The sequence below is a fragment of the Mesorhizobium sp. M0701 genome, assembly GCF_040320365.1.
Taxonomy (GTDB): Bacteria; Pseudomonadota; Alphaproteobacteria; order Rhizobiales; family Rhizobiaceae; genus Mesorhizobium.
This window is the reverse complement of record NZ_JAMYPO010000059.1, coordinates 1-23,182: the sequence shown is the minus strand read 5'-3', so window position 1 is coordinate 23,182 and position 23,182 is coordinate 1. Positions and strand designations below refer to the sequence as shown.

The following is a 23,182-nucleotide window of genomic DNA, read 5'->3' as shown; positions in this document are numbered from 1 at the left end:
AGGCGCTTGGCAATCAGGATGTCGAGCGCCGACGCCGCGGGATCTCCCGCGGCGTCGGGCTGTCGGAGTTTACTGGTTTTCCTTGCTCTGGCCCATGATTTCCTGCGCCGTGAAATTGATGCCGCAGGTCGGGAAGGAATTGCCGACGAAGAAATTGTCGGATTGGTCGGGGAAGTAGTCCTGGCCTGCCTTGAAGTTCGGATCCTCGACGATCGCCAGCGGCAGCTTGACCGCTTGCGGCACGACCTGGCCTTCAAGTGCTGCAATCGCCGTCTTGATGGCAACCGCGACCTGCGCCGGGCCGGTACCGGCCGACGAGCATTTCAGGCCGTCAGCGGCGAACTTGGCGCAGAATTTGCGGAAGCCGTTCTCCGTCTCGCCGCCGAACGGCACGAACGGATGCTTGGCATCGATCATCGCCTGCACGATGCCGGTATCGCCGCCCTGTCCGGTAATGCCGTCGAAGGGGCCGTTGGTGGCAATGGCATCGGCCGTAGCCTTTTGCGCAACGCCGTCATCCCACTTGCCGACGACCTCGGTGACGTCCCATTTCTTGCCGGAAGCGTCGAGAACCTCGTGGATGCCGTTGTGGCGATCGGTGTCGACGGACGTGCCGGCGACGCCGCGCACTTCCAGCACCTTGCCGCCGTTCGGCACGTGCTTGACCAGCCAGTTGGCCCACAATTCGCCAAGGCCCTTCTGGTCGACATTGACGTTGATGGCATCCTTGGTGTCGAGGATGTTGTCGAAAGCGACCAGCACCACACCGGCTTCCTTGGCCCGCTTGATGACCGGGCCGAACGCGGTCGGGTTCTGGGCGTTGACGACAATCGCGTCATAGCCGGAATCGATGAAATTATTGATTGCCGAAATCTGGGCCGGCACGTCCTCGCCGGTCGAGACCACTTTGAATTCCTTGAGCTTGGCCGCGACCGCCGGCTGCGCTGCATAGGCCTTCGCCGTCTGCACCATCTGGATGCGCCATGTGTTGGCGATATAGCCGTTGGCCAGAGCGATGCGGTACGGGCCATCTTTCTTGGGGAACTTGAAGAACTGCGTATCGGCCGACCAGGGCGCGAAGCAGTCAGGCTCGGCCGATGGCCCCTTGACGATTTCAGGATCGGCGATCGCCGACGAGCTCAGCATGACGAAAGCAGTGGCGGCAACGATACCGCCAACGAGTGACTTGATCATCGATATTCCTCCCAGTTGCAGTTTGTTTGTTGTTACGCCGATGAATTTGCGCGTTTCCGGCCCGGCACCTCCCGCCGTACCCGTCGCGCGTTCAGGTGGCCGAATGCCGACCCGATCCCCTCCTTTGCTGCCCGGCTAGTCCCGCAAAAACTATCATATTATACATAATAAACAAGCATGAGCTGTCGCTTATGTATAATAAACAGCCCCCATCTTCTGAGCGAAGTACCGCCCGGCGATAACTGGTAGCGCTACCATGACGTAGTGTAAAGCGCCATTGCGTTGAAGCGCGCTTCAGCGTGCCGTGCTTTCACGCCGCTTGAGTTCGAAACCGAGGTCGCGACGACACCTGCGCCACCCGTCGATCCGTTGCATCCAAAACGGCGACAGCGTCTATGAAACGCATTACTGTTTCGTCGCTTTGCGCAGAACAACGCTGGATGTGGGGAGCCAATGATGGAAGGACATATTGATCCAAAACTGGAACACATGTACCGCCGTGGCTACTCAGCTGGCGTATTCGATGTACTGGCGAGCCTTGCGCTCCTTCTTTCCGATGAAGACCGCCAGATTGTGGAGAACTGGGCCAAGAACGACCTTGCCGTCTGGAGAACCATGCGCCTCAATGAAGCGGTTCGGCCTCCGGATTTTCCCATAGGAAGTCGCCCAGATGTTCATGGACCCTGGCCTGCGTAGGTGTCCGAGACCTACTCAGTTCCTCGAACACCTCCGGCGCATCGCGATGGTGCTCGAATACTACCGGATCGCCGGACCCTTTTTTCGAGCTTTCAGCGCGCCGTGCTTTCACGCCGCTTGAGTTCGAAGCCGAGGTCGACGACCCGCTGTTCCGGCCTGTTGCCTTCGATCGCCGCAAGCGCCATGGCGACCGCCCGCCGGCCGATCTCGTAGCGATACGTCCGAACGCTGGTGACCGACGGAAAAGCCACCTCCATCATGTCGAGATCGTTGAAGCCGACGATGCCGATCGTCTTCGGCACGGCGATCGAAGCGCGATGGCATTCGAACAGCACCCCGAGGGCGATATCGTCATTGTTGCAGAACACCCCATCGAGGCTCGGCACCTTGGCCAGCGCGTCACGGAACAATTCGCGGCCGAGGGTGACGCTGGAGGGCACCGGCGTCGTGGTGGTGAGCCTCGGATCGAACAGGCCGGCCGCCTCCATCGCCGCGCGATAGCCGGCAAGCCGCCGCTGCGAACGCGGATCCATGCGCGCACCGATGAAGCCGATCCGGCGATAGCCTGCCTCGATCAGATGTTCCGCAGCCGCCTTGCCGCCCTCGAAATGCGAGAAGCCGACCATCATGTCGACCGGATCGGGCCCGGTCTCCATCACCTGCACCACCGGACAGCCTGCCGTTTCCAGCAGTTTTCGCGAGGCCAGCGTCTGGTCGATGCCGGCCACGATCAGCGCCGCCGGGCGTTGCGGGCCAAACACCTGCAGCAGCCGCTCTTCCTCGAGGCCGGAATAGTGGGTGTTGCCGAGCTGAATCCGGAAAGGGCCGTCCGACAGGCTGTCGTAGATGCCGCGCACCACTTCGGCAAAGACGTTGTTGGTAAGCGACGGCACCAGAACGCCAAAGACCTCGGCGCGCGCCGAAGCCAGCGCCCGCGCATTCGGGTCGGGCACGTAGCCGAGCTCGTTCACGGCCGACTCGATCTGGCGGCGCAGATCTTCCGAGACACGCCCCGGCTCACGCAGGGCGCGCGATACGGTAATGGCGCCGACGCCGGCCTTGCGGGCGACGTCGGCGATGGTCGGGCGGCCGCCGCCGCGGCGCGAGCGCGGCTTGATCACCGTACTCGTCCGGACGCCGGGCAACCGCCCACACGCGACCGTGAAACGATGTTCAGCGTTTTTGAAACTGCTGCCATGCCAAACTGGCCCGTTGCCACACCTTGTCTGGCGTCGCGCAGCCTTCGGCTGTTGTCAAGCGACGGCCGGAGAGACTGTATCCGTACCGCTGTGCTTCAGGCCGCCACAGCGGCGCTGCGCCGGGCCTTCCACAGCAGCAGCACCATGGCCAAAATATTCAGCAGGTTCCAGGCAATGCCGTTGAGGAACGCGGCGGCATAGGAGCCGGTCAGATCGTAGATCCAGCCCGACATCCAGCCGCCGATCGCCATGCCGAAGATGGTCGCCATCATGACGATGCCGACGCGCTGGCCAGCCTCCTTGGCTGGCATATATTCGCGCACGATGATCGCATAACAGGGCACGATGCCGCCTTGCGACAGGCCGAAAACCAGCGAGACGACATAAAGCGAGGCAAGCCCGTCGAACGGGATATAGAACAACAGCGACAGGCATTGCAGCACCGAGCCGATCAGCAGGGTTTTCACACCGCCGATGCGATCGGCAAGGAAACCCGAGCCAAGCCGGCTGACGACGCCCGCCGCCAGCATGATCGACAGCATATCGGCGCCATGCGCCACGCCGTAGCCGAGATCAATGCAATAGGCGACGATATGGACTTGCGGCATCGACATCGCCACGCAGCAGCCGAGCCCGGCCACGATGAGCAGCGCCTGCAAGGCCGCCGGCGACAGGGAGATCGGCTGAACCACGCGGCTGCCCGGCGATCCCGGAGCCGCCCGGGGCGGTGCGCCGCGCCGGAGCAGCAGGATCAAGGGCACCATGGTGACCAGGCAGACAACGCCGATCGCGGCATAGGTGAAGCGCCAGCCCTCGGTCTGCATGACATAGGGCATCGCCGTCGGCCAGATCGCTCCGGCGAGATAGTTGCCGGATGCCGCAGCCGTCACCGCGACGCCGCGGCGCCGGTTGAACCAGTGCGAGATGTCGTCGATCAACGGCCCGAAGATCGCCGACGAGCCAACGCCGACCAACAGGCCCTGGACGAGGGTGAACTGCAGGATCGAACTGGTCAGCGACGCCAGCAGGAAGCCGGCGCCAAGTGTAATCGCGGCAATCAGCGCCGGGATCCAATACCCCATGCGGTCGATGGCGCGGCCGAACAGCACATTACCGGCGGCAAAGCCGACCATGGTCGCGGTGTAGGGCATCGAGGCAGCGGCGCGATCGACGCCGAATTCTACCTGCACGGCAGGCAGCACCACGACCACCGCCCACATGCCGACCCCGCCGATCGTTGCCAGCAGCATCGAGATGCCCAGCCGTATCCAGGCATAGGCACTGTCGATGCCGGAACTTCCTGCCTGGCTTGAGACGATTGGGGTCAAGAGCGTTTCCTGTCCGCAGTTCTTGAATCGGCGGTTCTGACCACTATCGGCGCATTCGCATCGCCGAGCAGCGCCACGACAGGCAAATCCGTGGCTCCAGGGATTCGGGCCGAAGTGGAACAGGGGTGCGCCATAAGGCGTTTTCCCGGCAACGACCTAGTGGAAGGAGTTTGCCATGACCGCGCAACGGAAATGGTCCGCCGACGTCACCGAGCACAGCGACGCGCTGGACCTCGAGGAACACATCTTCGAATCCCACGATCCCAAGAAGATCGCCGCCTCTTTGAAGCGATCGGCCGAGCACAGCGACCGACGCAAGGCAGGGCCGTTTCAATCCGCCATGTCGATGCTGAATTTCTACATCAACCGCGCCGGCAAGAACCTGCCGGCGGCGCAGAAGAAAGTGCTGGAGGACGCCAAAGATGAACTGCGCGTCCTTTTTGGCCGCCCAAAGGAAGACTAGAATCGGTCACCATTAATTGGTTCTGCCAAATTCGGCTGAACTGGACCTAGTGACAGGGCCTCTTTGTCGCCAGTCTGCAGGCTCGGCTTGTATTCCCAAGCCCGCAAAAGCCTGGCGTCATGACGGTCAAGATCGGCATCAATCCCATCACCTGGAGCAATGACGACGTTCCGGCGCTTGGCGGGGATACGTCCTTGGAGACCTGCCTGTCGGAAACAGCGCTGGCCGGCTACCGCGGCACCGAACTCGGCGGCAAATTTCCGCGCCAGGCTGAAGTGCTTGGGCCGCTCCTGTCTTCCTATGGCCTGGAACTCGTCTCCGGCTGGTACGATGGCCGCATTCTCGACCGCACGGTCGACGAGGAATTCGCGGCGATTACCCCGCATCTGACATTGCTGCGCGACCTCGGCGCCAGGATCGTCGTCTACGCCGACACCTCGCGCGGTCGCCATGACGGCATTTTCGCACCGATCTCCGAGCGTCCGCGCCTCGCCGACAGGGACTGGCCGTCCTATGGCGAGAAACTGACCGCCGTCGCCGACCGCATGGCTGCATTCGGGGTCGGCATGGCCTTCCACCACCACATGGGCACCATCGTCGAGACGGACGATGAAGTCGACAGGCTGATGGCGGCGACGGGCCGAAGCGTCGGCCTTTTGTTCGATACCGGCCACTGCCTGTTTTCGGGCGGCGACCCGCAATCGCTGCTGCAACGGCATCTCGACCGTATCGTGCATTTCCATTGCAAGGACGTTCGCAGGGCGGTGCTGGAACGGGCACGCCGCGAGGACATGAGCTTCATGGCGGCGGTAATGGACGGCATTTTTACCGTGCCCGGCGACGGCTCGGTCGATTTCCTGTCATTGCTGAAACCCCTCGCCGCGCGCGGCTATGAAGGCTGGCTCGTTGTCGAAGCCGAGCAGGATCCGGCCAAGGCGCATCCGCTGACCTATGCCAGCAAGGGCTATTTCTCGCTGCTCGCCACCGCCCGCGAGGCCGGCTTCGAAGTGGCGACGCGGCAGGCAAACTGACCGGCCTGCACTTGCGAGCCGGGGAACACAATGGGCGCGCGCCTCGATGGGGTTAGCGACGCGAAAGCGCCCGGCGATCCGCGCCGCCTTGCTCCCTGCGCGGCGCGGATCGCAGAATCCCGGCTCTGGATTGCAAACCCTGACTTTCAAGCTTGAGGCCGGCCGGAAGCCGTGCCTTGATGCAACCGAGGAGGAGCGACATGGCTTTCGAAGCTGCGCTTGGCATGGAACGGCTTTGCACCATCCGGGAGATTGCCGAGAAGGCGGAACTTGGCGCCGCCACCGTGCATCGCGCGCTGAAGAACAGCCGCGAGATCCGCCCCGAAACCAGGCGACTGGTGCTCGACACCGTCTGCCGGCTCAACGAGGAAAAGATCGCCCGCGCCGCCCGGTTCGTCGGGGGATAGTGCCGTGGCCGACCACATGCGCCTTTCCCTCGACATCATGTCGGTCGACCGCGCTTCGGAAGAACCGATGCATCGTCAGATCTACGGCGCCTTGCGACGCTTCATCCTTGACGGCCAGATCCCGCAGAACACGCTGCTGCCGTCGACGCGCTCGCTGGCCGAAGATCTGAAGGTCGGGCGCAACACGGTCATCGCCGCCTATGACCAGCTCCTTGCCGAAGGTTTTATCGAGGCGCGTGCCGGATCGGGCACCTGGGTGGCGCCGATCCAGCAGAACCGCCCCTTGGCATCCCTGCGCGCCGGACTGGCAGCGCCGCAAAAGCTGTCGCGGCGTGGCCAGACCATCGTCAACGGCCCGCAACCGCCACGCAATGCCGGCGTCATCAATTTCCATCCCGGCGTGCCTGAAACGGCATCGTTTCCGTTCACCATCTGGTCAAGCCTTCTGGTGCGCAATGCACGCAGCCGCGACGAGAGCCTGCTTGGTTATCTCTCCTTTGCCGGCCATCCCGGCCTGCGTCAGGCCATTGCCTCGACCATCGGCCTGTCGCGCGGCATCAGCTGCACCGCCGACCAGGTGATCATCGTCACCGGTGCGCAAGCGGCACTCGATCTCGTCTCGCGCGTGCTGATGGACGAAGGCGACCATGTCTGGATGGAGGAGCCCGGCTATCTCGGCGCCAAGAGCGCCTTTCTCGCCAGCGGTGCCAGGCTGGCACCATTGAAGGTCGACCGGCGCGGCTGGCATCTTGCCGATCCGGAGCTGCCGCCGCCGCGGCTGATCTATGTGACGCCATCCTGCCAGTGGCCGTTCGGCACCATCATGCGCATCGAGGAGCGATTGCAGCTGCTCGACATCGCCGAACGCAACGGCGCCTGGATCGTCGAGGATGACTATGACGGCGAATACCGGTTCCGCGGCCGGCCGGTGCCGGCGCTGCGCGGGCTCGATCATGCCGACCGCGTCGTCTATATCGGCAGCTTCGGCAAGACGCTGATCCCGGCGCTGCGCATCGGCTATCTGATCGTGCCGCGCGAATTGTCGGTTCCGTTCGACCGGGCGGTGAGCATCACCGGTCAGTTCGCGCCGCTGATCCTGCAGGCAACGGTCAACGACTTCATCACCCAGGGCTATTTCGCCACGCACCTCAAGCGCATGCGCCGGCTCTACGCGCGCCGGCAGGCGAACTTCGTCAAGCTGTGCCAGGAGCACCTGGCCGAATGGCTGACCGTGACGGAAAACGATTCCGGCATGCAGCTGCTGGCGAGCTTCGTCAGGCCCTATAAGGACAGTGACGTGGTCGCCGCCGCCCTCAAGGAGGGGCTCGACGTCCAGGGCATCTCGATCAACTATCATTCCACTGAACCCGAGCACGGGCTGCTGCTCGGCTATGCGGCGATGGACGAACGCCAGATCCTGCGCGCTGTGCTGGCGCTGCGCGCCGCGTTCCTAAGATTGGATAGAAGCTAGAGCCAGGCTCTCCATCTCGTTCACCGCGGGGTTGAATCAATCGCCCGCCGTGATTAGGAGTATAGGCATCGTTTGTTTTTTGGCATTCGCGCAAAGCGCGCCTCGCAAGGCCGAACCTCCCCGAAAACCAGAAGCATGCCACCGCCGGTATAGGCCGGCGACGCATTCATTTGAACCATGAGGATTGCCATGAGAACCGCATCCTGTGCCTGCGGGCAACTGAGGATCTCTTGTAACGGAGAGCCGCAGCTGGTCGCACAGTGCCACTGCCTCGACTGCCAGAAACGGACCGGCAGCACATACGGCGTCGCCGCCTTCTTTGCGCGCGACAAGGTAGAAGCCGAAGGCGACGCCAGTACCTACAGGCGGTCAGCTCGGAGCGGCCATCACGTCACTTTCCATTTCTGCCCGGCTCAAGCGTCTTCTGGGAGCCCGAGCAAAGGCCTGAATGGATCGCCGTCGCCGTTGGCTGCTTCGCCGATCCCGCCTTTCCGGCCCCGGCGCATGTCGCCTGGGAAGAATGGCGTCATCCCTGGGTTTCCGGTTAGCGACGCCAACCCGCCAGGGCAGCGCTTTATCTTACTGCTTGATCTCGGGTTCAACGAGCTTCGCCAGATTTCGCAGCGACTCCTGCCAGCCGAGATAGCAGGCCTCAACCGGGATGGCGTCTGGAATACCTGCCTGCGTGATATTGACTTCGGTGCCAACCGACACTTTCTTCAATGTCACGGTCACCTCGATCTCGCCGGCCAGGTTGGGGTCGTCGAACCGGTCGGTGTAGCGCAGTTGCTCATTGGGCACGAGCTCGACATATTCGCCGCCGAACGAGTGGCTGTCGCCGGTGGTGAAGTTGCGGAAGGACATTTTGAACGTACCGCCGACTTTCGCCTCGAAGTGATGAACCGTGCAGGTGAAGCCGTTCGGCGGAAGCCATTTCGCAAGTGCGTCCGCTTCGAGGAACGCTCGGTAGACTTTCTCCGGGCTGGTTGTCAGAACGCGGTGCAGCCGTACGGTGCCGGGCATATCGTTAATCCTCCGTGTTGTTGATCGATGCCCCCTAGGACGAGCGGAGCCCGGCCTATCCGACACGGGCCTGCGGATTTTTTGGCGACCGGTTATGCCGGCCGGAATCCTCGCCCGGCCGCCGGACAAGGAACTCGGCCGCAGGTAGCAAACCGCGCCGGATCTGGTCTAGTTCACACTGTCGAACTTCTGCAGATCGACCGGTGCCGCCTTGCGCAATTCGATATCATCGAGCGAAGCATTCTCCAGCGCCACCCGCGCCGCCGCGTCGATGTTGTGGATCATGTCCTGAATATCGGTATCGCTGTGCGCCGGGTTCATGGCGACCATCACGGTGCGGTTGAGGATGTCTAGCGAGCGCTTGCCGAGGTCGTCGGAATAATCCAGCCGCAGGCCCTGGTTCTCGGGCAGTGCGTAAGGATTGAGCGCCGGATGATGCGCGCCTTCATGCATCAGCACCTGGTCCCACTGGGTGAAATTGTGACGGCCGGTCTTGCCGGCAACGACGCTCGGAATGGTTTTCGAAAAAGTCTGCGCCGCCTGCTCGCTCGGCAGCAGGTACATCACCTGTGCGGCACAATCGTCGTCCGCGCTGTTCATCGGCGACGGCGTCAGCCCAAGATTGCTAAGGTGGCGGGTGCCGGCCAGCACCGTCTTTTTCTCGGCCCGCATCGCCTCGATGATGCCGTCCAGTCGATCGAGTTGGACGTTGAGCATCGCCCCCATCAGTTCGGAAGCACGCGCGCCGATGCCGGCGAAGGGTTTGATGCTGTCGCTTCTGCCCTGCCAGTAGAAATGGCAAGGGTCGATGGCGCAGCGCGCCCGCTCCGCCACTTTCGGATCGCTGGTGGCGATGCCGCCGCCCTCGCCCGAGGTCATGTTCTTGAAGTAGTTGAAGGAATAAGCGCCGGCATGGCCGATCGAGCCGAGCTTGCGGCCCTCATAGCCGCCGCCGATGCCTTGGCAGACATCCTCCAGCACCAGCAAGCCGCGCTTGGCAGCAATGTCCATGATCGCATTCATGTTGCAGGCCGCGCCCCACATATGCACCGGGATGACCGCCCTGGTGCGCGGCCCGATGGCATCGCGCAAGGCCATGGGATCGATGGTCAGGCTCTCGTCGATGTCGACGATGACTGGAATGGCCCCTACCGACAGCACCGCGGTCGCGGTCGCCATATAGGTGTGCGCCGGCACCAGCACTTCGTCCCCCGGGCCGATGCCGAGGCCGATCAGGCCGGCGGCGAGCCCATAGGTGCCGCTGGCGGCCAGCGCGAAATGCTCGACGCCAAGATGCTGCGCATAGCGGGCCTCGAAGCGGTCGCATTCGCTGTCCTTGCCGTAACGAAACAGCGCGCCCGAGCGGATCACCCTGGCAATGGCTTCGATTTCCTCTTCGCCGGCGGTGTACATGACAGGCCTCCAGTCACTTGATAGTGTGGGTCACTTGATAATGTGGTCGCTTGATGGTGTGGACAGCTGTAGGCTTGTCGGCACAGTTTGAAAGAACCACTCCGCCGCTATTCGACCAAGCCATCTGCGCCCGGAAGACGGTTCCTATGACTGGTTTTGAACCGTGACTGGGGAAATCGGCAGCTAAGTGTCTCAGCCGGCAGGCAAATCGTACCCATCCGAATTCGCCAAAGTGGCCCTGTCGGAAACCCAGCTTTCGGCGTTCCATTCCGGCCAGTTGGGCAAACGGTTGGTTCCATGAAATACGGGACACACTTTGGAAGACCCTCGAAACCGGCGCGCCGGCGGGAAGGCGGCCGGTCGTGAACGCCGCCGGCTCCAGCAAACGGATCGTGCTCCACGAGGACGATGTCGGCATGTGCCACGGCGCCAACAGCGCCTTCCTCGAATTGAGCGGGCTGGGCGTCTGCAGTTCCGGCGCGGTGATGGTGCCGTGCCCGTGGTTCCTCGAAATGGCCGAAAGCGCCACCGCCAACCCTGCCCTCGACCTTGGCGTCCACCTGACGCTGAACAGCGAGAAGCAGCACTACAAATGGCGGCCGTTGACCGCGCCGTCGCGGGCGGCCGGCCTGACCGACGAGTTCGGCTTCTTCTGGCCCGATGTGGCGACCACGCGCCGGAAGGCGGTGCCGCAGGCGGTCGAGGCCGAGCTTCGCGCCCAGATCGACACCGCCTATCGCGCCGGCATCGACGTCACCCATCTCGACGCGCATATGGGCGCGGCATTGTCGCCGGAATTTTGCGACATCTACATCAAGCTCGGGCTCGAATATCAGCTGCCCGTGCTGCTGACCAAGACCCTGTCCGCCTATTCCCCCCACGACAATCTGGTCGGCGTCACCGAGGAGGCGTTCCAGCGCGGCGTGGCGCTGGCCCGCGCTGGCGGCTTTGCCATTTTCGACGCCGCCATCCAGACGACCTGGGGCCGGCCGCGTTCCAGGCCGATCGAGCCGGCTTACAAGGCGCTCATCGAGGGTGTGCGCGAGGGCCTGACCTTCTTTTGCCTGCATTGCAACGCGCCCGGTGAACTCGAGCTGATCGAGCCGCGCTCCGCCTATATTCGCACCGAAGAGTACGAGCTGTTCCGAGACCAGGGCTTTCGCGACTGGCTCGCCGCACAGCCGATCGACGTCATCGGCATGAAGCCGTTGCGCGAGGAGCTTCGCGCCACGCTCTCGGCCGGGCGATCATCAACAACAGCCCGCGGCCACACCGTGGGCGAACAGCGATTGGCGTCGGCAAAGGCCCGCAAAGCGGCCACCCGATCCGCAACGTGAGCCGATCGTCGCGGCCGGAAAACGGCGCCAGAGGGATTGGAACTGCAACGACAAATGGGAGAATAAGATGAAAACTCTTCTGAAAGTGGCATTGGGCGCCTTCGTTTCGGCGGGCCTGATGACGGGTATCGCGCATGCCGCGGGGCTCAAGGATCCGAAGGACGTCCGCATCACCTTCGTGGTGCACGGGTCGGCGTCCGATCCCTATTGGTCGGTGGTCAAGCGCGGCGTCGATGACGCGGCCGCCCTCACCGGCGCCAAGGTCGAATATTACGCGCCGCAGGTCTTCGACGTGGTCGAGCAGGCCCGGCTTCTCGACGCCGCCATCGCCACCAAGCCGGACGGTATCGCCGTCTCCATCGCCGACGCCAATGCGCTCGGCAAATCGGTCAAATCCGGGCTTGCCGCCAATATTCCCATGGTGGTTCTGGATTCCGGCGAAAAGGAAGGCGCCGAGCTCGGCACGACGCTCTATGTCGGCACCGTTTCCGAATATGATTCCGGCAAGAAGGCCGGCGAGCGGCTGGCCAAGGAAGGCACGCTCAAGGTCGTCTGCATCAACCACGAGGTCGGCAATGTCAGCCTCGACCAGCGCTGCCAGGGCCTCAATGACGGGCTGAAGCCCTCCGGCGGCGGCACCGAGGTTCTGGCCGTGGCGCCGGATCCCGCCGACGTCCAGCGCCGCACCGAGGCCTATCTGTCGGCGCATCCCGACACGCAGGCCGTCTTTGCGCTCGGCGCCACCGCCGCCAACCCGCTGATCCCGATGTTCCGCGACAAGGAACTGTTCGGCAAGCTCAAGCTCTACACATTCGACATCAGCCCGGAGGTTCTCGATTCGGTCGTGGCCGGCGAAATGGGCTTCGGCATGGACGCCCAGCAATATCTGATGGGCTATCTGCCGGTGATCTATCTGGTCGAGCAGGCGACGCACGGCTTCTGGCCGCAGAACAACGCCTATACCGGACCGCTGTTCATAGACTCGCCGGAAAAAGCCAAGGCGATCCTGGCGCTCGCCAAAGAGGGCATCCGCTAGGCAAGCGCTCCGACGGAACGGGAGAATGCGCCAAGCGCACTCCCGATCCGTTCGAAGATTGCGAATTGAGCGATTGGAGAGCCTAATGGCGGTCGTGGAAGACAAGGCGATACCTCCGGGCGAACTGAAGGCGACCGACCGCTTCGGCATGACGTCGAAGCGGGCCGCCGGCGCCGACGAGCGGCTGGCCAGCACCGGCAAGCTGACCCAGTGGCTGCGCCGGCCGGAAGCCGGTGCCGCCGGTGGGCTGCTTGCGACGATCATCATCTTTGCGCTGCTGCCGGGCGCGGCAAACCTCTATTCGCTGCAGGGATCGATGACCTTCCTGACGCTGTCGGCGGAGCTCGGCATCGTCGCCACCGCGGCAGCACTCCTCATCATCGCCGGCGAGTTCGATCTTTCGGTCGGCTCCATGGTCGGCTTTGCCGGTGTCGTCATCGGGCTGACGGTGAAGTACTGGGGCCTGCCGCTATGGGGTGGCATCGCCTGTGCCTTCGCCGTTGCCATCCTCACCGGCTATCTCAACGGCCTGATCGTGGTGAAGACGCGCCTGCCCTCCTTCATCGTCACGCTTGCCACGCTCTATATCCTGCGCGGACTGTCGATCGGCATCACCCGCGCCGTCACCGGCCGCACCCAGATCCCCTACATACTCGAAGGCGCACCGGATCCGGCGACGGCCGGCATTTTCAACGGCCATCTGCTCACCGGCCTGTTCCACTGGATGGGCGCGCAGGGCTGGGTAGCCACCCGCAGCGACGGCATCCCGTTCGTTGCCGGCATTCCGATGTCGATCGTCTGGTGGCTCGGCCTGACGGCGCTGGCCGGCTACGTGCTCACCCAGACGAAATACGGCAACTGGATCTTCGCCACCGGCGGCGACCTGATCGCAGCCCGCAACGTCGGCGTGCCGGTCGATCGCGTCAAGATCAGCCTGTTCGTCTACACCGCCTGCGCGGCGACGCTGCTTGCCACCATCCAGGTGATGGAGGCGGGCTCCGCCGACACCACGCGCGGCCTGCTCAAGGAATTCGAGGCGATCATCGCCGCCGTCATCGGCGGCGTGCTGCTCACCGGCGGCTATGGCACCGTCTATGGCGTGCTGTTCGGCGCGCTGATCTTCGGGCTGGTGCAGATGGGCATCTTCTACACCGGCATCGACACCGACTGGTTCAAGGTCTTCCTCGGCATCGTCATCCTGATGGCCGTGCTGGTCAACAACTACATCAGGCTGAAGGCGCTCGGCCGCGGAGGTGGCAAATGACCGAGCCGGCCCAAATGACCGAACCGGCCCAAATGACCGAACCGGCAATGGAACTGCGCGGCGTCAGCGTCAATTTCGGCTCGGTGCGCGCCCTCCAGAACATCGACATCAAGGTCTATCCGGGCGAGGTCCACTGCCTGCTCGGCGACAACGGCGCCGGCAAGTCGACGCTGATCAAGGTCCTGTCCGGCGTCTATCGGCCGAGCAAGGGCGAAATCCTGGTCGACGGCAAGCCGGTCACTTTCCGCAGCCCGCGCGACGCGCAGGAGCTCGGCGTGGCAACGGTGTTCCAGGATCTCGGCATGATCTCGCTGATGTCGATCACCCGCAACTTCTTCCTCGGCCGCGAGCCGACCAAAAGCAGCCTGCCCTTCTCGCGCATCGACAAGGAGCGCGCCAACACCATCGCCAGGCAGGCGATGGCCGATATCGGCATCGACGTGCGCGATCCGACGCAGGCCGTCGGCACGCTGTCGGGCGGCGAGCGCCAGTCGGTGGCGATCGCCCGCGCCGTGCATTTTGGCGCGCGCGTGCTGATCCTCGACGAGCCGACTTCCGCACTCGGCGTCCACCAGGCGGCGATGGTGCTGAAATTCATCATCGAAGCACGCATGCGGGGCCTGGCCGTGATCTTCATCAGCCATAACATCCACCACGCCTATCCGGTCGGCGACACCTTCACGTTGCTCAACCGCGGCCGCAATCGCGGCACCTACGCCAAATCGGAAATCTCGCGCGACGAGGTCATCTCGATCATGTCGGGCGGCGAGGATCTGAAGGCGGTCGAGGCGGAGATTGCCGGCCTGCTCGCCCAGATCGGCAACCGGCCGCCTGCGGCGGCTTGAGCTGACAATCGGACATTGCGGGGAATGATCCAATGAGCAGGATACGCGTCGGGGTCGTCGGCGCCGGCATGATTTCGCAGGTCGAGCATATCCCCAATCTGCTGCGCCTCGGTGGATTGTTCGAGCTGGTCGGGGTCGCCGATCCCTCCAGGATTTCGCGGCAGTTCGTCACCGACACCCATGGCATTGCCAATTTCGAAACGATCGACCAGCTCTTCGACCAGCGCCTCGACGCGGTGGTGATCGGCTCGCCGGACCCGCTGCATCACGAACAGGTGCTGGCGGCGCTGGCAGTTGGCCTGCATGTCTTTTGCGAAAAGCCGCTCTGCTATTCGCTGGCGGAAATCGCCGGGATCATCGCCGCGCGCGACGCCGCCAGGAAAATCGTTCAGGTCGGCTATATGAAGCGCTTCGACCCGAATTACCGGCTGGCGCTCGCTTCGCTGCCTGGAACATCGAGCACGCTGCGCGCGGTCTCGGTGGAGGTAAACGATCCCGACGCCTGGCCGTTCATCGCCCATCAGCCCTACAGGCGCGGTACCGATATCCCAAAAGACATGGTCGCCACTGTCGCCGCCAAGCAGAAGCGCCAGGTCGAAGAGGCCGTCGGCGTGCATCTGACCGATCTCGCTTTCCGTGGATTTACCGGCGCTTACAGCTCGGCCTTGATTCACGATGTCAATGCCGTCCATGGCCTGCTCGATGCGCTCGGCGTGCCGGACGGCGAGGTCGTCGGCGCGCAGATCTTTGCCAATGGCGACGGCGGCCACGGCGCCGTCAAGCTGCTGGACGGGCAGGCGCTGTGGACCATGACCCACCTCACCGTACCCAAGCTCGCCGACTACAAGGAGCGGATAACGCTGTTCTTCGACGATGCCAGCCTCGAGCTCGAATTCCCCTCGCCCTGGCTCAACCATCATCCGACCCGGCTGACGGTGACGACCTCGGACGGTCACACGCTGTCGAAGAAAGATTTGCGTGCCGGTTACGCCGAAGCCTTCGTCGAAGAGATGCGTGGCTTCTGGGCAGCGATCGTCAATGGCGATGCGGTCGTCAACCCACCCGAACACGCCGCCCGCGACCAGGCGCTGCTGATCGGGCTGACCCGGCGGCATCTCGCGACCGCACCCTTCGACTGAGCACTCCACCTGTAGCCGAACGGCGCTATCTGGACTTGATGACGCTGTCGGTATTGGCCAGCAGCTTGCGCACCGCATTGCGCGCGGCGTCCGGCCGCTGCAGGCGGATGCTCTTCTCGATTGCCTCATGCAGCCTCTGCGCATGCTGCAAATCGTCGAGTTCCCGCGTGGTATAAGCAAACAGATGATCGAATGCCGATTCGATCAGCACGCCGAGCGGCACCAGCAGATCGTTGCCCGAGGCCCGCAGGATGGCGAGGTGAAATCGCGTGTCGGCGCGCGTTCGCTCCTGCAGATTGGTCGCCTCGCCCATCTCGCGGCAGGCCTGGCTGATCTCGGCCATCTGCTCGTCGGTGCGCCGCATGGCGGCAAAGGCGCTGGCCTCCGGCTCGATGATGTGGCGGAATTCCTGCACGGTCCTGAGGAACACCTCGCGGTCCGGCGAGGTCGCATACCAGGCCAGCACGTCGCGATCGAGCAGGTTCCAGCGCTCCTTCGGCTCGACCCAGCTGCCGATCTTCGGGCGTGACGCCAGCAGGCTCTTCGCCATCAGCATTTTTATGGCTTCGCGCACCGCCGAGCGGCTGACGTCGAAGGTCTCCGACCATTTGGCTTCGTTGGGCAGGATGGTTCCCGGCGGATAGTCGCCGCGCACGATCCTGAGCCCGATTTCGTTGGCCAGCGACGCATGCACGCTCGACCCCGGTATGCGCGCCGCATCGGCCCGGCGAATACCGCTCGTGCGTTCGGCGAACGCCTCGGCCGCTGTCTTTCCCTTATCCGGCTTCGCGTCCCGCATGGCTCCACAAAGTCCGGATTTGAAGGCGTGTCAAGGAGATGAAATCGACGGCGGTATCCCAGTTTGATTTTCCGCATCCGTCGCCTCCCCGACACCGCGCTTTGCCGAGCCTTCACGCCGGAGAGGCACGAACGGCTTCTCCTTGTCCCGGCTGAATTCCTCGATCAGGAAATCAAGGAAGACGCGGATTTTCGGGGCAAGATGCTGCCGTGCCGGATAGACCGCGTAGAGCGTGGTTTCGACCTTGTCCCAGTCATCCAGAGCCGATTGCAGCCGGCCTGCTTTCAGGTCGCTCTCGACATAGGGATAGGGGATCAGGCTGACGCCGAAGCCGGCACGCAACGCATCGCGCACGGCAAGGCTTGAAGAAACCGAGTATCGTCCGTCGATGGCGATCCGCTCGGTGCGGCCGTCCTTGCGGAATTCCCATATGTCCGCATGCCCCGAGAGGCTGAACCGGATGCAATTGGCCGCCTTCAAATCGCCAGGCGCTTTGGGCCGGCCATGCTTCTCGAAATAGGACGGAGCTGCGCAAAGCACGTGCGACATGACCGCAAGCTTTCTGGCGACCAGGCTGGAATCCTCGAGATTGTCGCTGCCGCGAATGGCAAGGTCAAATCCCTCCCGCACGATATCGACGCGCCTGTCGTCAAGGTGCAGATCGAGCTTCAAATCGGGATAGCGCGATAGAAACGCGGGCATGGCAGCCGAAAGCCGCGTCAACGTGACAGTCATCGGCGCGCTGACCCGCAACGTGCCGTTCGGCGCCGTCTTGATCGGGCCGAGCACCTGGTCGGCCCTGGCCAGCACATCGAGCCCATGCATGACATGCTCCAGATAGATCCTGCCCTCTTCGGTCAGCGCCATGCGCCGCGTTGTCCGGTTGATGAGCCGCACCCCCAGATGCGCCTCCAGTTCGGCGATGTTCTTGCTGACCGCGGGAGGCGAGAGACCGAGCCGCCGTCCGGCTTCGGCAAAGCTGTTCAGTTCCGCCACATGGCGGAAAACCTGCAACGCAGTCAGGCGATCCATCGCACCATTCTCTTTCAGTAAATAATGTCTTGCAATTGCTGCATATTATCGCTCCTTGGTAAATTGTCTATCTGCTTTCCGAACGACTTTCTCAGGTTTGGAATGACATGATGACCAACCCCGCAATCTCCCTTATCGAGCGACGCATGTCGGCCAATCGGTTCGATGCCTCGCACGCATTGACGGATGCCGAGGTCGAGGAACTGGCACGTCTCGCAACACGCGCGCCAACCGCCTACAACCTTCAGAATTGGCGGTTCATCGCCGTGCGGACGCCGGAAGCAAAGGCACGGTTGCGCACCCTGGCCCACGGCCAGGTGAAGGTACAGGAAGCAGCGGTCACCTTCATAATCTGCGGCGTACTGCCCGACCACGCTGCGCTCGATGCAAGGCTGCGTCCTTTCGTGGAAGCCGGCTTCATGCCGGCGGATATGGCTTCGGGCTGGCAGGAAGGCGCCCGCGCCCAATATGCCGATCCTCTAGCGGCCCGCGACGAAGCCGTGCGCTCGGCAACGCTTGGCGCCGCAACGCTGATTTTCGCGGCCGAAGCGCTGGGCCTCGTCTCCGGTCCGATGGCAGGCTTCGATGCCGAAGGCGTGGCGCGCGAGTTTGGCCTTGCGCGCAATGAAGTGCCGGTGATGCTCATCGCGGTCGGCCGCGCCGCGCCCGGAAACTGGCCGCAAAAGCCGCGCCGCCCTCTTGCCGAAGTTCTGGAAATCTTATGAAAACTCACCGTTCCGATCTGCTGCTTACAGCCATCGCACCCGCGATATGGGGCAGCACCTATATCGTGACCACCGAGTTCCTGCCCAACTTTTCGCCGATGACGGTCGCAATGCTGCGTGCCTTGCCCGCCGGATTGCTGCTGCTGGCGATCGTTCGGCAACTGCCAACCGGCATCTGGTGGCTGCGCAGTTTCGTCCTCGGAGCCCTCAACATCTCGATCTTCCTGAGCATGTTGTTTGTCGCCGCCTACCGGCTTCCGGGCGGGGTCGCGGCGACCGTGCTGTCGGTCCAGCCATTGATTGTGATTTTCCTCGCTGCTGCCCTGCTTGCCAGCCCTGTCCTCCGGGTGGCGATTGTCGCCGCCCTTGTCGGGATCGCCGGTGTTGCATTGCTGGTGCTGACCCCGAACGCGACGCTCGATGCGGCCGGCGTTGCCGCCGGCCTCGCCGGGGCGGCCTCAATGGCCTTCGGAAGCGTGTTGAGCCGCAAGTGGCAGCCGCCAGCATCGCTGCTCGCCTTTACGGCATGGCAACTGACCGCCGGCGGTCTCCTTCTCGTTCCGGTGGCTCTGCTTTTCGAACCACCCATCCCGTTCCCGACCGCGGCCAACCTGCTTGGACTGGTGTGGCTCGGCCTGATCGGTGCGGCGCTGACTTATGTCCTCTGGTTCCGGGGCATTGCGCGACTGGAATCCGCAGTGGTGTCATCGCTGCTTTTCCTCAGCCCGGTGACCGCCGTGCTGCTTGGGTGGGTATTCCTGGATCAGACGCTGACCTTGCCTCAAATCGCCGGCGTCGTTTTCGTCATCGGCAGCATCTGGCTGGCTCAACGCCCTAGCCGCAACGAGGCTTGAGCCTGGGCGGGAGTGGGTCAGTTTGAAAATTCGATCAAGACGGATGGCCGAAGACGGTTAAAATAAGCTCAACCGCACCGAAGCTGCAGAAGAACACAACAGCACCATATGCAATCACCCGGCGCGGTATCAGGAAGCGCGCTGACCAAAATCCAGCACGAAGCCTTGCGTCTCGCTTCCCCAGTCGTTCGCCCCATGGAAGGTTCTGCTCGTCGATTGACCCATAGAAATCGGTGCGCAGAATTATGCTTAGGAGTGCGACGAACATGGCTGCGAAACTCAGGGCCAAGACAACGACACATGCTGTTATTGGAATGAACAAGTGAGGATTGTTCGCCCACTCGTAATTCAAATGTCCTCACTCCCTGCTTTTTGGCCGCGAACCATAGGCTTCTCTGCCTCTTTGGCTTGGATCAGCGCAACGATATCACTGATTTCCCAAAGCTTGCCAGTGACGCCAGCGGCCGGTAGTGTCTCAGTTTGAAATTTGACGGAATGCAATCTGCATTTCCCATATCGGGCTGAGCTCCTGTATGCTTACCGGAAAGCATGGGAGCAATCGTGAGCGATCACAATCAAGACGCATTGGAAGGTTGGACGTTTACCTCTGGCGAGATCTCAGCTGGCATGTACCGATTTAGCGGTCGCCATTATGACGGACGCTCGGTTGAACGGCAGGGCCCGGACTATGAGGCTATAAAGGCCGACTGCATGAATGATGCCCGGACACTTGGGAAGCCAGCCTATGCCAACCGGTCCTAGAGGCCAGAAGCGCCCCGCCGATGTGATCGGCAACGCAGTCCATGTCATGCGCATTGCGACAGGCGAGGAAGCCGACGAAGTGATTGACGACGGCAAAGACCCCGCTGCAGCCGACGGAGGGTCTGCCGATGCCACAACGCCCTTATGATGAGCGGCTGCTCCGTCAGGCGTTCGAAGTCGCGCGCAAGGCCCGCGATGCTGGCGACCATCCCTTTGGTTCGCTGCTCGCCGACAAGGACGGCAATGTGTTGCGCGAGCAGCCCAACGGTTACAAAGCCGGCGGCGGCGACCGCACCGCTCATGCCGAAAGGCTGCTGGCCTCATGGGCGGGGATGAATGTCAATCTCGAAAAGCTGGCCTCCTGCACCCTCTACACGTCGGCCGAACCTTGCGCGATGTGCTCCGGCACAATCTATTGGGCGGGCATCGGACGGGTCGTCTTTGGGCAGAGCGAACATGACCTCAAGCGGGTAACGGGTGCACATGTCGAGAATCCCACACTCGACCTGCCCTGCAGGATCGTCTTCGAAGCCGGGCAGCGTCCGACTGAAGTCGTCGGCCCGCTGCTTGCCGATGAAGCGGCGCAACTCCAGGCCGAATTCTGGAAAGACAAGTAGCTCGAGTTTGCCGCGCGCGGCAAACACGTGAGCCTGGCCTCATGACCAGCAATTCGGGGCTGGCCCAGTGCCGGTTCCGCGTCAGCTGCCTCCGTCAGGTCGTCTTGACGTATTTCCGCCAGCTGTGCTCCGGCCGAAAGCCGAGCATATCCCGTGCCTTGCGGTTGGAGAGCAGCGTCTCGTATTCGCCAAGTTCCCCCTTGACCGGCACATCGGGATAAAACCGCTTCAGGAGTTCGGCTGTCGGCAGATCGGACGAGGTGTCGTCGTTGGCGGCGTTGAACACCTGATAGCCGAGCCCGTCCTTTTCGATGGCGCGCAGCGTGATCTGGCCGAGATCGCGCGCGTCGATATAGCTCCAGGCAATCCGCTTGCGGAAACCCGGATCGGCGAACCATTTCGGAAACAGCGAATATTCATGCGGCTCGATGACGTTGCCGATGCGCAAGGCGTAGATATCGAAGCCGCTGCGCAGCGCAAAGGCGCGCGCCGTCTTCTCGTTGACGACCTTGGACAGCGCGTAGCTGTCCATCGGGTCGACGTCGTACGCCTCGTCGAGCGGAAAATGCGTCGGGTTGCGCGGCTCGTTTGCGAAGACCAACCCGTAGGTCGTTTCGCTGGAGGCGATCACCACCTTGCGGATGCCGAGCTTCACCGCGGCCTCGATGACGTTGTAGGTGCCGAGCGCGTTGATGCGGAACACCTCATTGTCGGGCGTGATCATGATGCGCGGGATCGCCGCGAAATGCACCACGGCATCGACCGGCTGCGTGCGCAGCGACGGGTCGAATTCATGCAGGCCCATATAGCTCGACAGCGCATTGAACACCTGCCCGCTGTCGGTGATGTCGGTGATCAGCGTGCGCACCTTGGGATTGTCGAGCGGCTTGGTGTCAATGTTGAGCACCTGGCAGCCTTGCTCGACCAGATACTGCACGACGTGGCGCCCGGCCTTGCCGCTGCCGCCGGTGAACATGATCCGCTTCGTCATTTTGCTCTCCCTAAGATTCATGTGTATTGTCAGACAATACCGAACTCTGCAATCGCCTGCCATGGCATGCGGCAAAAACCCGCTTCAACAATTCGCCGGCAATGTGCAGCGCCGTCATCCATCACTGCAAATAGGACGAAACGACATGAACACGACCGCCGCGAGCGAAAAGATCGGCTTCATCGGGCTTGGCCTGATGGGGCACGGGATCGCGAAGAACATCGTCGACAAGGGCTATCCGCTGACGTTTCTCGGCCGCAAGAACCGCAAGCCGGCGGAAGACCTTCTCGGCCGCGGCGCCAGGGAAGCGGCGACCTCGCGCGACGTCGCGGCGGGATCGACGGTTGTCTTCATCTGCGTCACCGGCTCGCGCGAGGTCGAAGCCATCATTCGCGGCCCAGGCGGCCTCAAGGAAGGCCTGAAGCCGGGATCGGTCGTCGTCGACTGCTCGACCTCGGATCCTGTCTCGACGGTGGCGCTGGCCGCCGAACTCAAGGCGCTCGGCGTCGACTATGTCGATGCCCCGCTTAGCCGCACGCCGAAGGAGGCCTGGGAAGGCACGCTCGATGCCATGGTCGGCGCCCCCGATGCGGTTTTTGCCCGGCTGAAGCCGGTGCTCGAAACCTGGGCCGGGCGCATCGTCCATATCGGCGACACCGGCGACGGCCATCGCATGAAGCTGCTCAACAATTTCATCTCGCTCGGCTACGCCGCGATCTATTCCGAGGCGCTGGCGCTGGCGCAGAAGGTCGGCATCTCGCCGCCGCGCTTCGACAGCGTCATCCGCAACGGCCGCATGGATTGCGGCTTCTACCAGACCTTCATGCGCTGGACGCTGGAAGGCGACCGCGACGCGCACAAATTCACCATCGCCAACGCCTTGAAGGATCTCACCTATCTCGAGTCCATGGCGGGTGCTGCCGGCATCGCCAACCCGCTCGGCAACGCCACCAAGAACGCCTTCGCCGGCGCCTTCGCCACCGGCCCCGCCGATCAGTACGTGCCAATGCTGGCCACGCATATCGGCAAGGTCAACGGCATCGACCTCATGCCGACAAAAGATGGGAAAAAGCAGACGATCTGAGAACGTTGGGATTAACGCCTGGGAGTGTCGCAACTGCAAACGTTCGCTGCCGACCAGCTACATCCGCCAATCTCCAACGCTGGCGATTAGCATATGACACCACACCTTCGTCATCCCAGGGCGGAGCAGGAGCGAAGCGACGTCGCGCAGACCCTGGGATCCATGCCGTGACATCAGCCGAAGAATGCAGCGGCTCAGAACGGCGCTTGTATCCGCCATTGCGCTCGTCGCCCTTCCACCATGACCGCGAGCCAGAAGCTGCGGAAGCGCTGGCTCCGCCAATGGAAGACCGAATTGATCGAGACGACCAGTCCCAGAGTGCTTCGAGCTTTTTCGCGGGACCGGGTGGCAGCGTTTGGTTCTGGTCTGCTGGAGCACTGCCGCAAGGTAACGGCATGATGGGGTGGACGGCGCCCGACGGCATCGGATGTGCCAGAATGAGTTCGTTGAGATCTCAAACAAGGGAGCCGTC

At 62.9% G+C, this 23,182-nt stretch carries 23 protein-coding genes and 1 pseudogene; 14 read left to right on the top strand and 10 right to left on the bottom strand.

Annotated elements, in window-relative coordinates:
- Window positions 1–69: 69 nt before the first annotated feature.
- From NKI24_RS32475 to NKI24_RS32460, 4 genes are all read right to left on the bottom strand, one after another.
- On the bottom strand, window positions 70–1,194 hold the full coding sequence (locus NKI24_RS32475; RefSeq protein WP_352453282.1) for a sugar ABC transporter substrate-binding protein: 1,125 nt from the start codon (window positions 1,192–1,194) through the stop codon (window positions 70–72).
- Between the two features lie 507 nt (window positions 1,195–1,701).
- Window positions 1,702–1,872, bottom strand: a complete 171-nt coding sequence (locus tag NKI24_RS32470) for a hypothetical protein (RefSeq protein ID WP_352750391.1) — start codon at window positions 1,870–1,872, stop codon at window positions 1,702–1,704.
- Between the two features lie 110 nt (window positions 1,873–1,982).
- Window positions 1,983–3,011 carry an HTH-type transcriptional regulator GntR gene (gntR, locus tag NKI24_RS32465; RefSeq protein WP_352453280.1) on the bottom strand — a complete coding sequence of 343 codons (1,029 nt, stop codon included), beginning with the start codon at window positions 3,009–3,011 and terminating at the stop codon, window positions 1,983–1,985.
- 173 nt (window positions 3,012–3,184) lie between these two features.
- Window positions 3,185–4,417 (bottom strand): MFS transporter, encoded by a 1,233-nt coding sequence (locus NKI24_RS32460; protein ID WP_352750390.1) that lies wholly within the window; start codon window positions 4,415–4,417, stop codon window positions 3,185–3,187.
- Window positions 4,418–4,592: 175 nt separating this feature from the next.
- On the opposite strand from NKI24_RS32460, the gene NKI24_RS32455 reads away from it, so the two are divergent.
- The 5 genes and pseudogenes from NKI24_RS32455 to NKI24_RS36065 form a co-directional block, all read left to right on the top strand.
- Window positions 4,593–4,880, top strand: a complete 288-nt coding sequence (locus NKI24_RS32455; protein WP_352453278.1) for a DUF3175 domain-containing protein — start codon at window positions 4,593–4,595, stop codon at window positions 4,878–4,880.
- 119 nt (window positions 4,881–4,999) lie between these two features.
- Window positions 5,000–5,911, top strand: coding sequence for a myo-inosose-2 dehydratase (iolE, locus tag NKI24_RS32450; RefSeq protein WP_352453277.1), 912 nt, complete (start codon window positions 5,000–5,002; stop codon window positions 5,909–5,911).
- Window positions 5,912–6,111: 200 nt separating this feature from the next.
- On the top strand, window positions 6,112–6,318 hold the full coding sequence (locus tag NKI24_RS32445) for a LacI family DNA-binding transcriptional regulator (RefSeq protein ID WP_352453276.1): 207 nt from the start codon (window positions 6,112–6,114) through the stop codon (window positions 6,316–6,318).
- Between the two features lie 4 nt (window positions 6,319–6,322).
- On the top strand, window positions 6,323–7,789 hold the full coding sequence (gene mocR / locus NKI24_RS32440; protein WP_352453275.1) for a rhizopine catabolism transcriptional regulator MocR: 1,467 nt from the start codon (window positions 6,323–6,325) through the stop codon (window positions 7,787–7,789).
- Between the two features lie 177 nt (window positions 7,790–7,966).
- Window positions 7,967–8,143, top strand: a pseudogene (locus tag NKI24_RS36065) (GFA family protein); the annotation flags it as partial.
- A gap of 225 nt (window positions 8,144–8,368) precedes the next feature.
- On the opposite strand, the gene NKI24_RS32430 reads toward NKI24_RS36065, so the two are convergent.
- Entirely contained in the window at window positions 8,369–8,812 is a 444-nt protein-coding gene (locus NKI24_RS32430) for an SRPBCC family protein (RefSeq protein ID WP_352453273.1), read from the bottom strand.
- Between the two features lie 168 nt (window positions 8,813–8,980).
- Entirely contained in the window at window positions 8,981–10,225 is a 1,245-nt protein-coding gene (locus tag NKI24_RS32425) for a DegT/DnrJ/EryC1/StrS family aminotransferase (RefSeq protein WP_352750389.1), read from the bottom strand.
- A gap of 362 nt (window positions 10,226–10,587) precedes the next feature.
- On the opposite strand from NKI24_RS32425, the gene NKI24_RS32420 reads away from it, so the two are divergent.
- The 5 genes from NKI24_RS32420 (at window position 10,588) to NKI24_RS32400 (ending at window position 15,846) form a co-directional block, all read left to right on the top strand.
- Window positions 10,588–11,562: a polysaccharide deacetylase family protein gene (locus NKI24_RS32420; protein ID WP_352750388.1), complete on the top strand. Its 975-nt coding sequence runs from the start codon at window positions 10,588–10,590 to the stop codon at window positions 11,560–11,562.
- Window positions 11,563–11,629: 67 nt separating this feature from the next.
- Window positions 11,630–12,598, top strand: coding sequence for a rhizopine catabolism ABC transporter substrate-binding protein (locus NKI24_RS32415; protein WP_352453270.1), 969 nt, complete (start codon window positions 11,630–11,632; stop codon window positions 12,596–12,598).
- A gap of 148 nt (window positions 12,599–12,746) precedes the next feature.
- Complete coding sequence (locus NKI24_RS32410) at window positions 12,747–13,862, top strand: ABC transporter permease (RefSeq protein ID WP_352473541.1); 1,116 nt, start codon at window positions 12,747–12,749, stop codon at window positions 13,860–13,862.
- Window positions 13,863–13,894: 32 nt separating this feature from the next.
- Window positions 13,895–14,707, top strand: coding sequence for an ATP-binding cassette domain-containing protein (locus NKI24_RS32405; RefSeq protein WP_352750397.1), 813 nt, complete (start codon window positions 13,895–13,897; stop codon window positions 14,705–14,707).
- 32 nt (window positions 14,708–14,739) lie between these two features.
- Window positions 14,740–15,846 (top strand): Gfo/Idh/MocA family protein, encoded by a 1,107-nt coding sequence (locus NKI24_RS32400; RefSeq protein WP_352453269.1) that lies wholly within the window; start codon window positions 14,740–14,742, stop codon window positions 15,844–15,846.
- Between the two features lie 25 nt (window positions 15,847–15,871).
- Here the strand turns inward: NKI24_RS32400 and NKI24_RS32395 are convergent, their stop codons facing one another.
- Together NKI24_RS32395 and NKI24_RS32390 are read right to left on the bottom strand one after the other, a co-directional pair.
- Window positions 15,872–16,645 carry a FadR/GntR family transcriptional regulator gene (locus NKI24_RS32395; RefSeq protein WP_352750387.1) on the bottom strand — a complete coding sequence of 258 codons (774 nt, stop codon included), beginning with the start codon at window positions 16,643–16,645 and terminating at the stop codon, window positions 15,872–15,874.
- Window positions 16,646–16,675: 30 nt separating this feature from the next.
- Window positions 16,676–17,677, bottom strand: coding sequence for a LysR family transcriptional regulator (locus NKI24_RS32390; RefSeq protein ID WP_352750386.1), 1,002 nt, complete (start codon window positions 17,675–17,677; stop codon window positions 16,676–16,678).
- 110 nt (window positions 17,678–17,787) lie between these two features.
- Here NKI24_RS32390 and NKI24_RS32385 point away from each other — a divergent pair, with 110 nt between their 5' ends.
- Together NKI24_RS32385 and NKI24_RS32380 are read left to right on the top strand one after the other, a co-directional pair.
- A complete protein-coding gene (locus NKI24_RS32385) occupies window positions 17,788–18,402 on the top strand; it encodes a nitroreductase family protein (protein WP_352750396.1) in 615 nt (204 codons plus the stop codon).
- Complete coding sequence (locus NKI24_RS32380) at window positions 18,399–19,256, top strand: EamA family transporter (protein WP_352750385.1); 858 nt, start codon at window positions 18,399–18,401, stop codon at window positions 19,254–19,256. Before NKI24_RS32385 ends, NKI24_RS32380 begins: the two co-directional genes overlap by 4 nt.
- A gap of 348 nt (window positions 19,257–19,604) precedes the next feature.
- Here NKI24_RS32380 and NKI24_RS32375 read toward each other — a convergent pair whose 3' ends face one another.
- Complete coding sequence (locus tag NKI24_RS32375; RefSeq protein ID WP_352708113.1) at window positions 19,605–19,757, bottom strand: hypothetical protein; 153 nt, start codon at window positions 19,755–19,757, stop codon at window positions 19,605–19,607.
- 389 nt (window positions 19,758–20,146) lie between these two features.
- Between NKI24_RS32375 and NKI24_RS32370 the strand changes: the two genes are divergently transcribed.
- Entirely contained in the window at window positions 20,147–20,635 is a 489-nt protein-coding gene (locus NKI24_RS32370; protein ID WP_352683607.1) for a nucleoside deaminase, read from the top strand.
- A gap of 94 nt (window positions 20,636–20,729) precedes the next feature.
- On the opposite strand, the gene NKI24_RS32365 is transcribed toward NKI24_RS32370, so the two are convergent.
- Window positions 20,730–21,626, bottom strand: coding sequence for an NAD-dependent epimerase/dehydratase family protein (locus NKI24_RS32365; RefSeq protein WP_352750384.1), 897 nt, complete (start codon window positions 21,624–21,626; stop codon window positions 20,730–20,732).
- 145 nt (window positions 21,627–21,771) lie between these two features.
- Between NKI24_RS32365 and NKI24_RS32360 the strand changes: the two genes are divergently transcribed.
- On the top strand, window positions 21,772–22,710 hold the full coding sequence (locus NKI24_RS32360; protein ID WP_352750383.1) for an NAD(P)-dependent oxidoreductase: 939 nt from the start codon (window positions 21,772–21,774) through the stop codon (window positions 22,708–22,710).
- Window positions 22,711–23,182 lie beyond the last annotated feature (472 nt).

What these genes read in the sequence shown, in the direction of transcription:
- NKI24_RS32475 (WP_352453282.1), bottom strand. Translation starts at nt 1,194, where the DNA reads ATGATCAAGTCACTCGTTGGCGGTATCGTTGCCGCCACTGCTTTCGTC.
- NKI24_RS32470 (WP_352750391.1), bottom strand. Translation starts at nt 1,872, where the DNA reads ATGAACATCTGGGCGACTTCCTATGGGAAAATCCGGAGGCCGAACCGC.
- NKI24_RS32455 (WP_352453278.1), top strand. Translation starts at nt 4,593, where the DNA reads ATGACCGCGCAACGGAAATGGTCCGCCGACGTCACCGAGCACAGCGAC.
- iolE (WP_352453277.1), top strand. Translation starts at nt 5,000, where the DNA reads ATGACGGTCAAGATCGGCATCAATCCCATCACCTGGAGCAATGACGAC.
- NKI24_RS32445 (WP_352453276.1), top strand. Translation starts at nt 6,112, where the DNA reads ATGGCTTTCGAAGCTGCGCTTGGCATGGAACGGCTTTGCACCATCCGG.
- NKI24_RS32430 (WP_352453273.1), bottom strand. Translation starts at nt 8,812, where the DNA reads ATGCCCGGCACCGTACGGCTGCACCGCGTTCTGACAACCAGCCCGGAG.
- NKI24_RS32425 (WP_352750389.1), bottom strand. Translation starts at nt 10,225, where the DNA reads ATGTACACCGCCGGCGAAGAGGAAATCGAAGCCATTGCCAGGGTGATC.
- NKI24_RS32415 (WP_352453270.1), top strand. Translation starts at nt 11,630, where the DNA reads ATGAAAACTCTTCTGAAAGTGGCATTGGGCGCCTTCGTTTCGGCGGGC.
- NKI24_RS32410 (WP_352473541.1), top strand. Translation starts at nt 12,747, where the DNA reads ATGACGTCGAAGCGGGCCGCCGGCGCCGACGAGCGGCTGGCCAGCACC.
- NKI24_RS32405 (WP_352750397.1), top strand. Translation starts at nt 13,895, where the DNA reads ATGACCGAACCGGCAATGGAACTGCGCGGCGTCAGCGTCAATTTCGGC.
- NKI24_RS32400 (WP_352453269.1), top strand. Translation starts at nt 14,740, where the DNA reads ATGAGCAGGATACGCGTCGGGGTCGTCGGCGCCGGCATGATTTCGCAG.
- NKI24_RS32395 (WP_352750387.1), bottom strand. Translation starts at nt 16,645, where the DNA reads ATGCGGGACGCGAAGCCGGATAAGGGAAAGACAGCGGCCGAGGCGTTC.
- NKI24_RS32390 (WP_352750386.1), bottom strand. Translation starts at nt 17,677, where the DNA reads ATGGATCGCCTGACTGCGTTGCAGGTTTTCCGCCATGTGGCGGAACTG.
- NKI24_RS32385 (WP_352750396.1), top strand. Translation starts at nt 17,788, where the DNA reads ATGACCAACCCCGCAATCTCCCTTATCGAGCGACGCATGTCGGCCAAT.
- NKI24_RS32380 (WP_352750385.1), top strand. Translation starts at nt 18,399, where the DNA reads ATGAAAACTCACCGTTCCGATCTGCTGCTTACAGCCATCGCACCCGCG.
- NKI24_RS32370 (WP_352683607.1), top strand. Translation starts at nt 20,147, where the DNA reads ATGCCACAACGCCCTTATGATGAGCGGCTGCTCCGTCAGGCGTTCGAA.
- NKI24_RS32365 (WP_352750384.1), bottom strand. Translation starts at nt 21,626, where the DNA reads ATGACGAAGCGGATCATGTTCACCGGCGGCAGCGGCAAGGCCGGGCGC.
- NKI24_RS32360 (WP_352750383.1), top strand. Translation starts at nt 21,772, where the DNA reads ATGAACACGACCGCCGCGAGCGAAAAGATCGGCTTCATCGGGCTTGGC.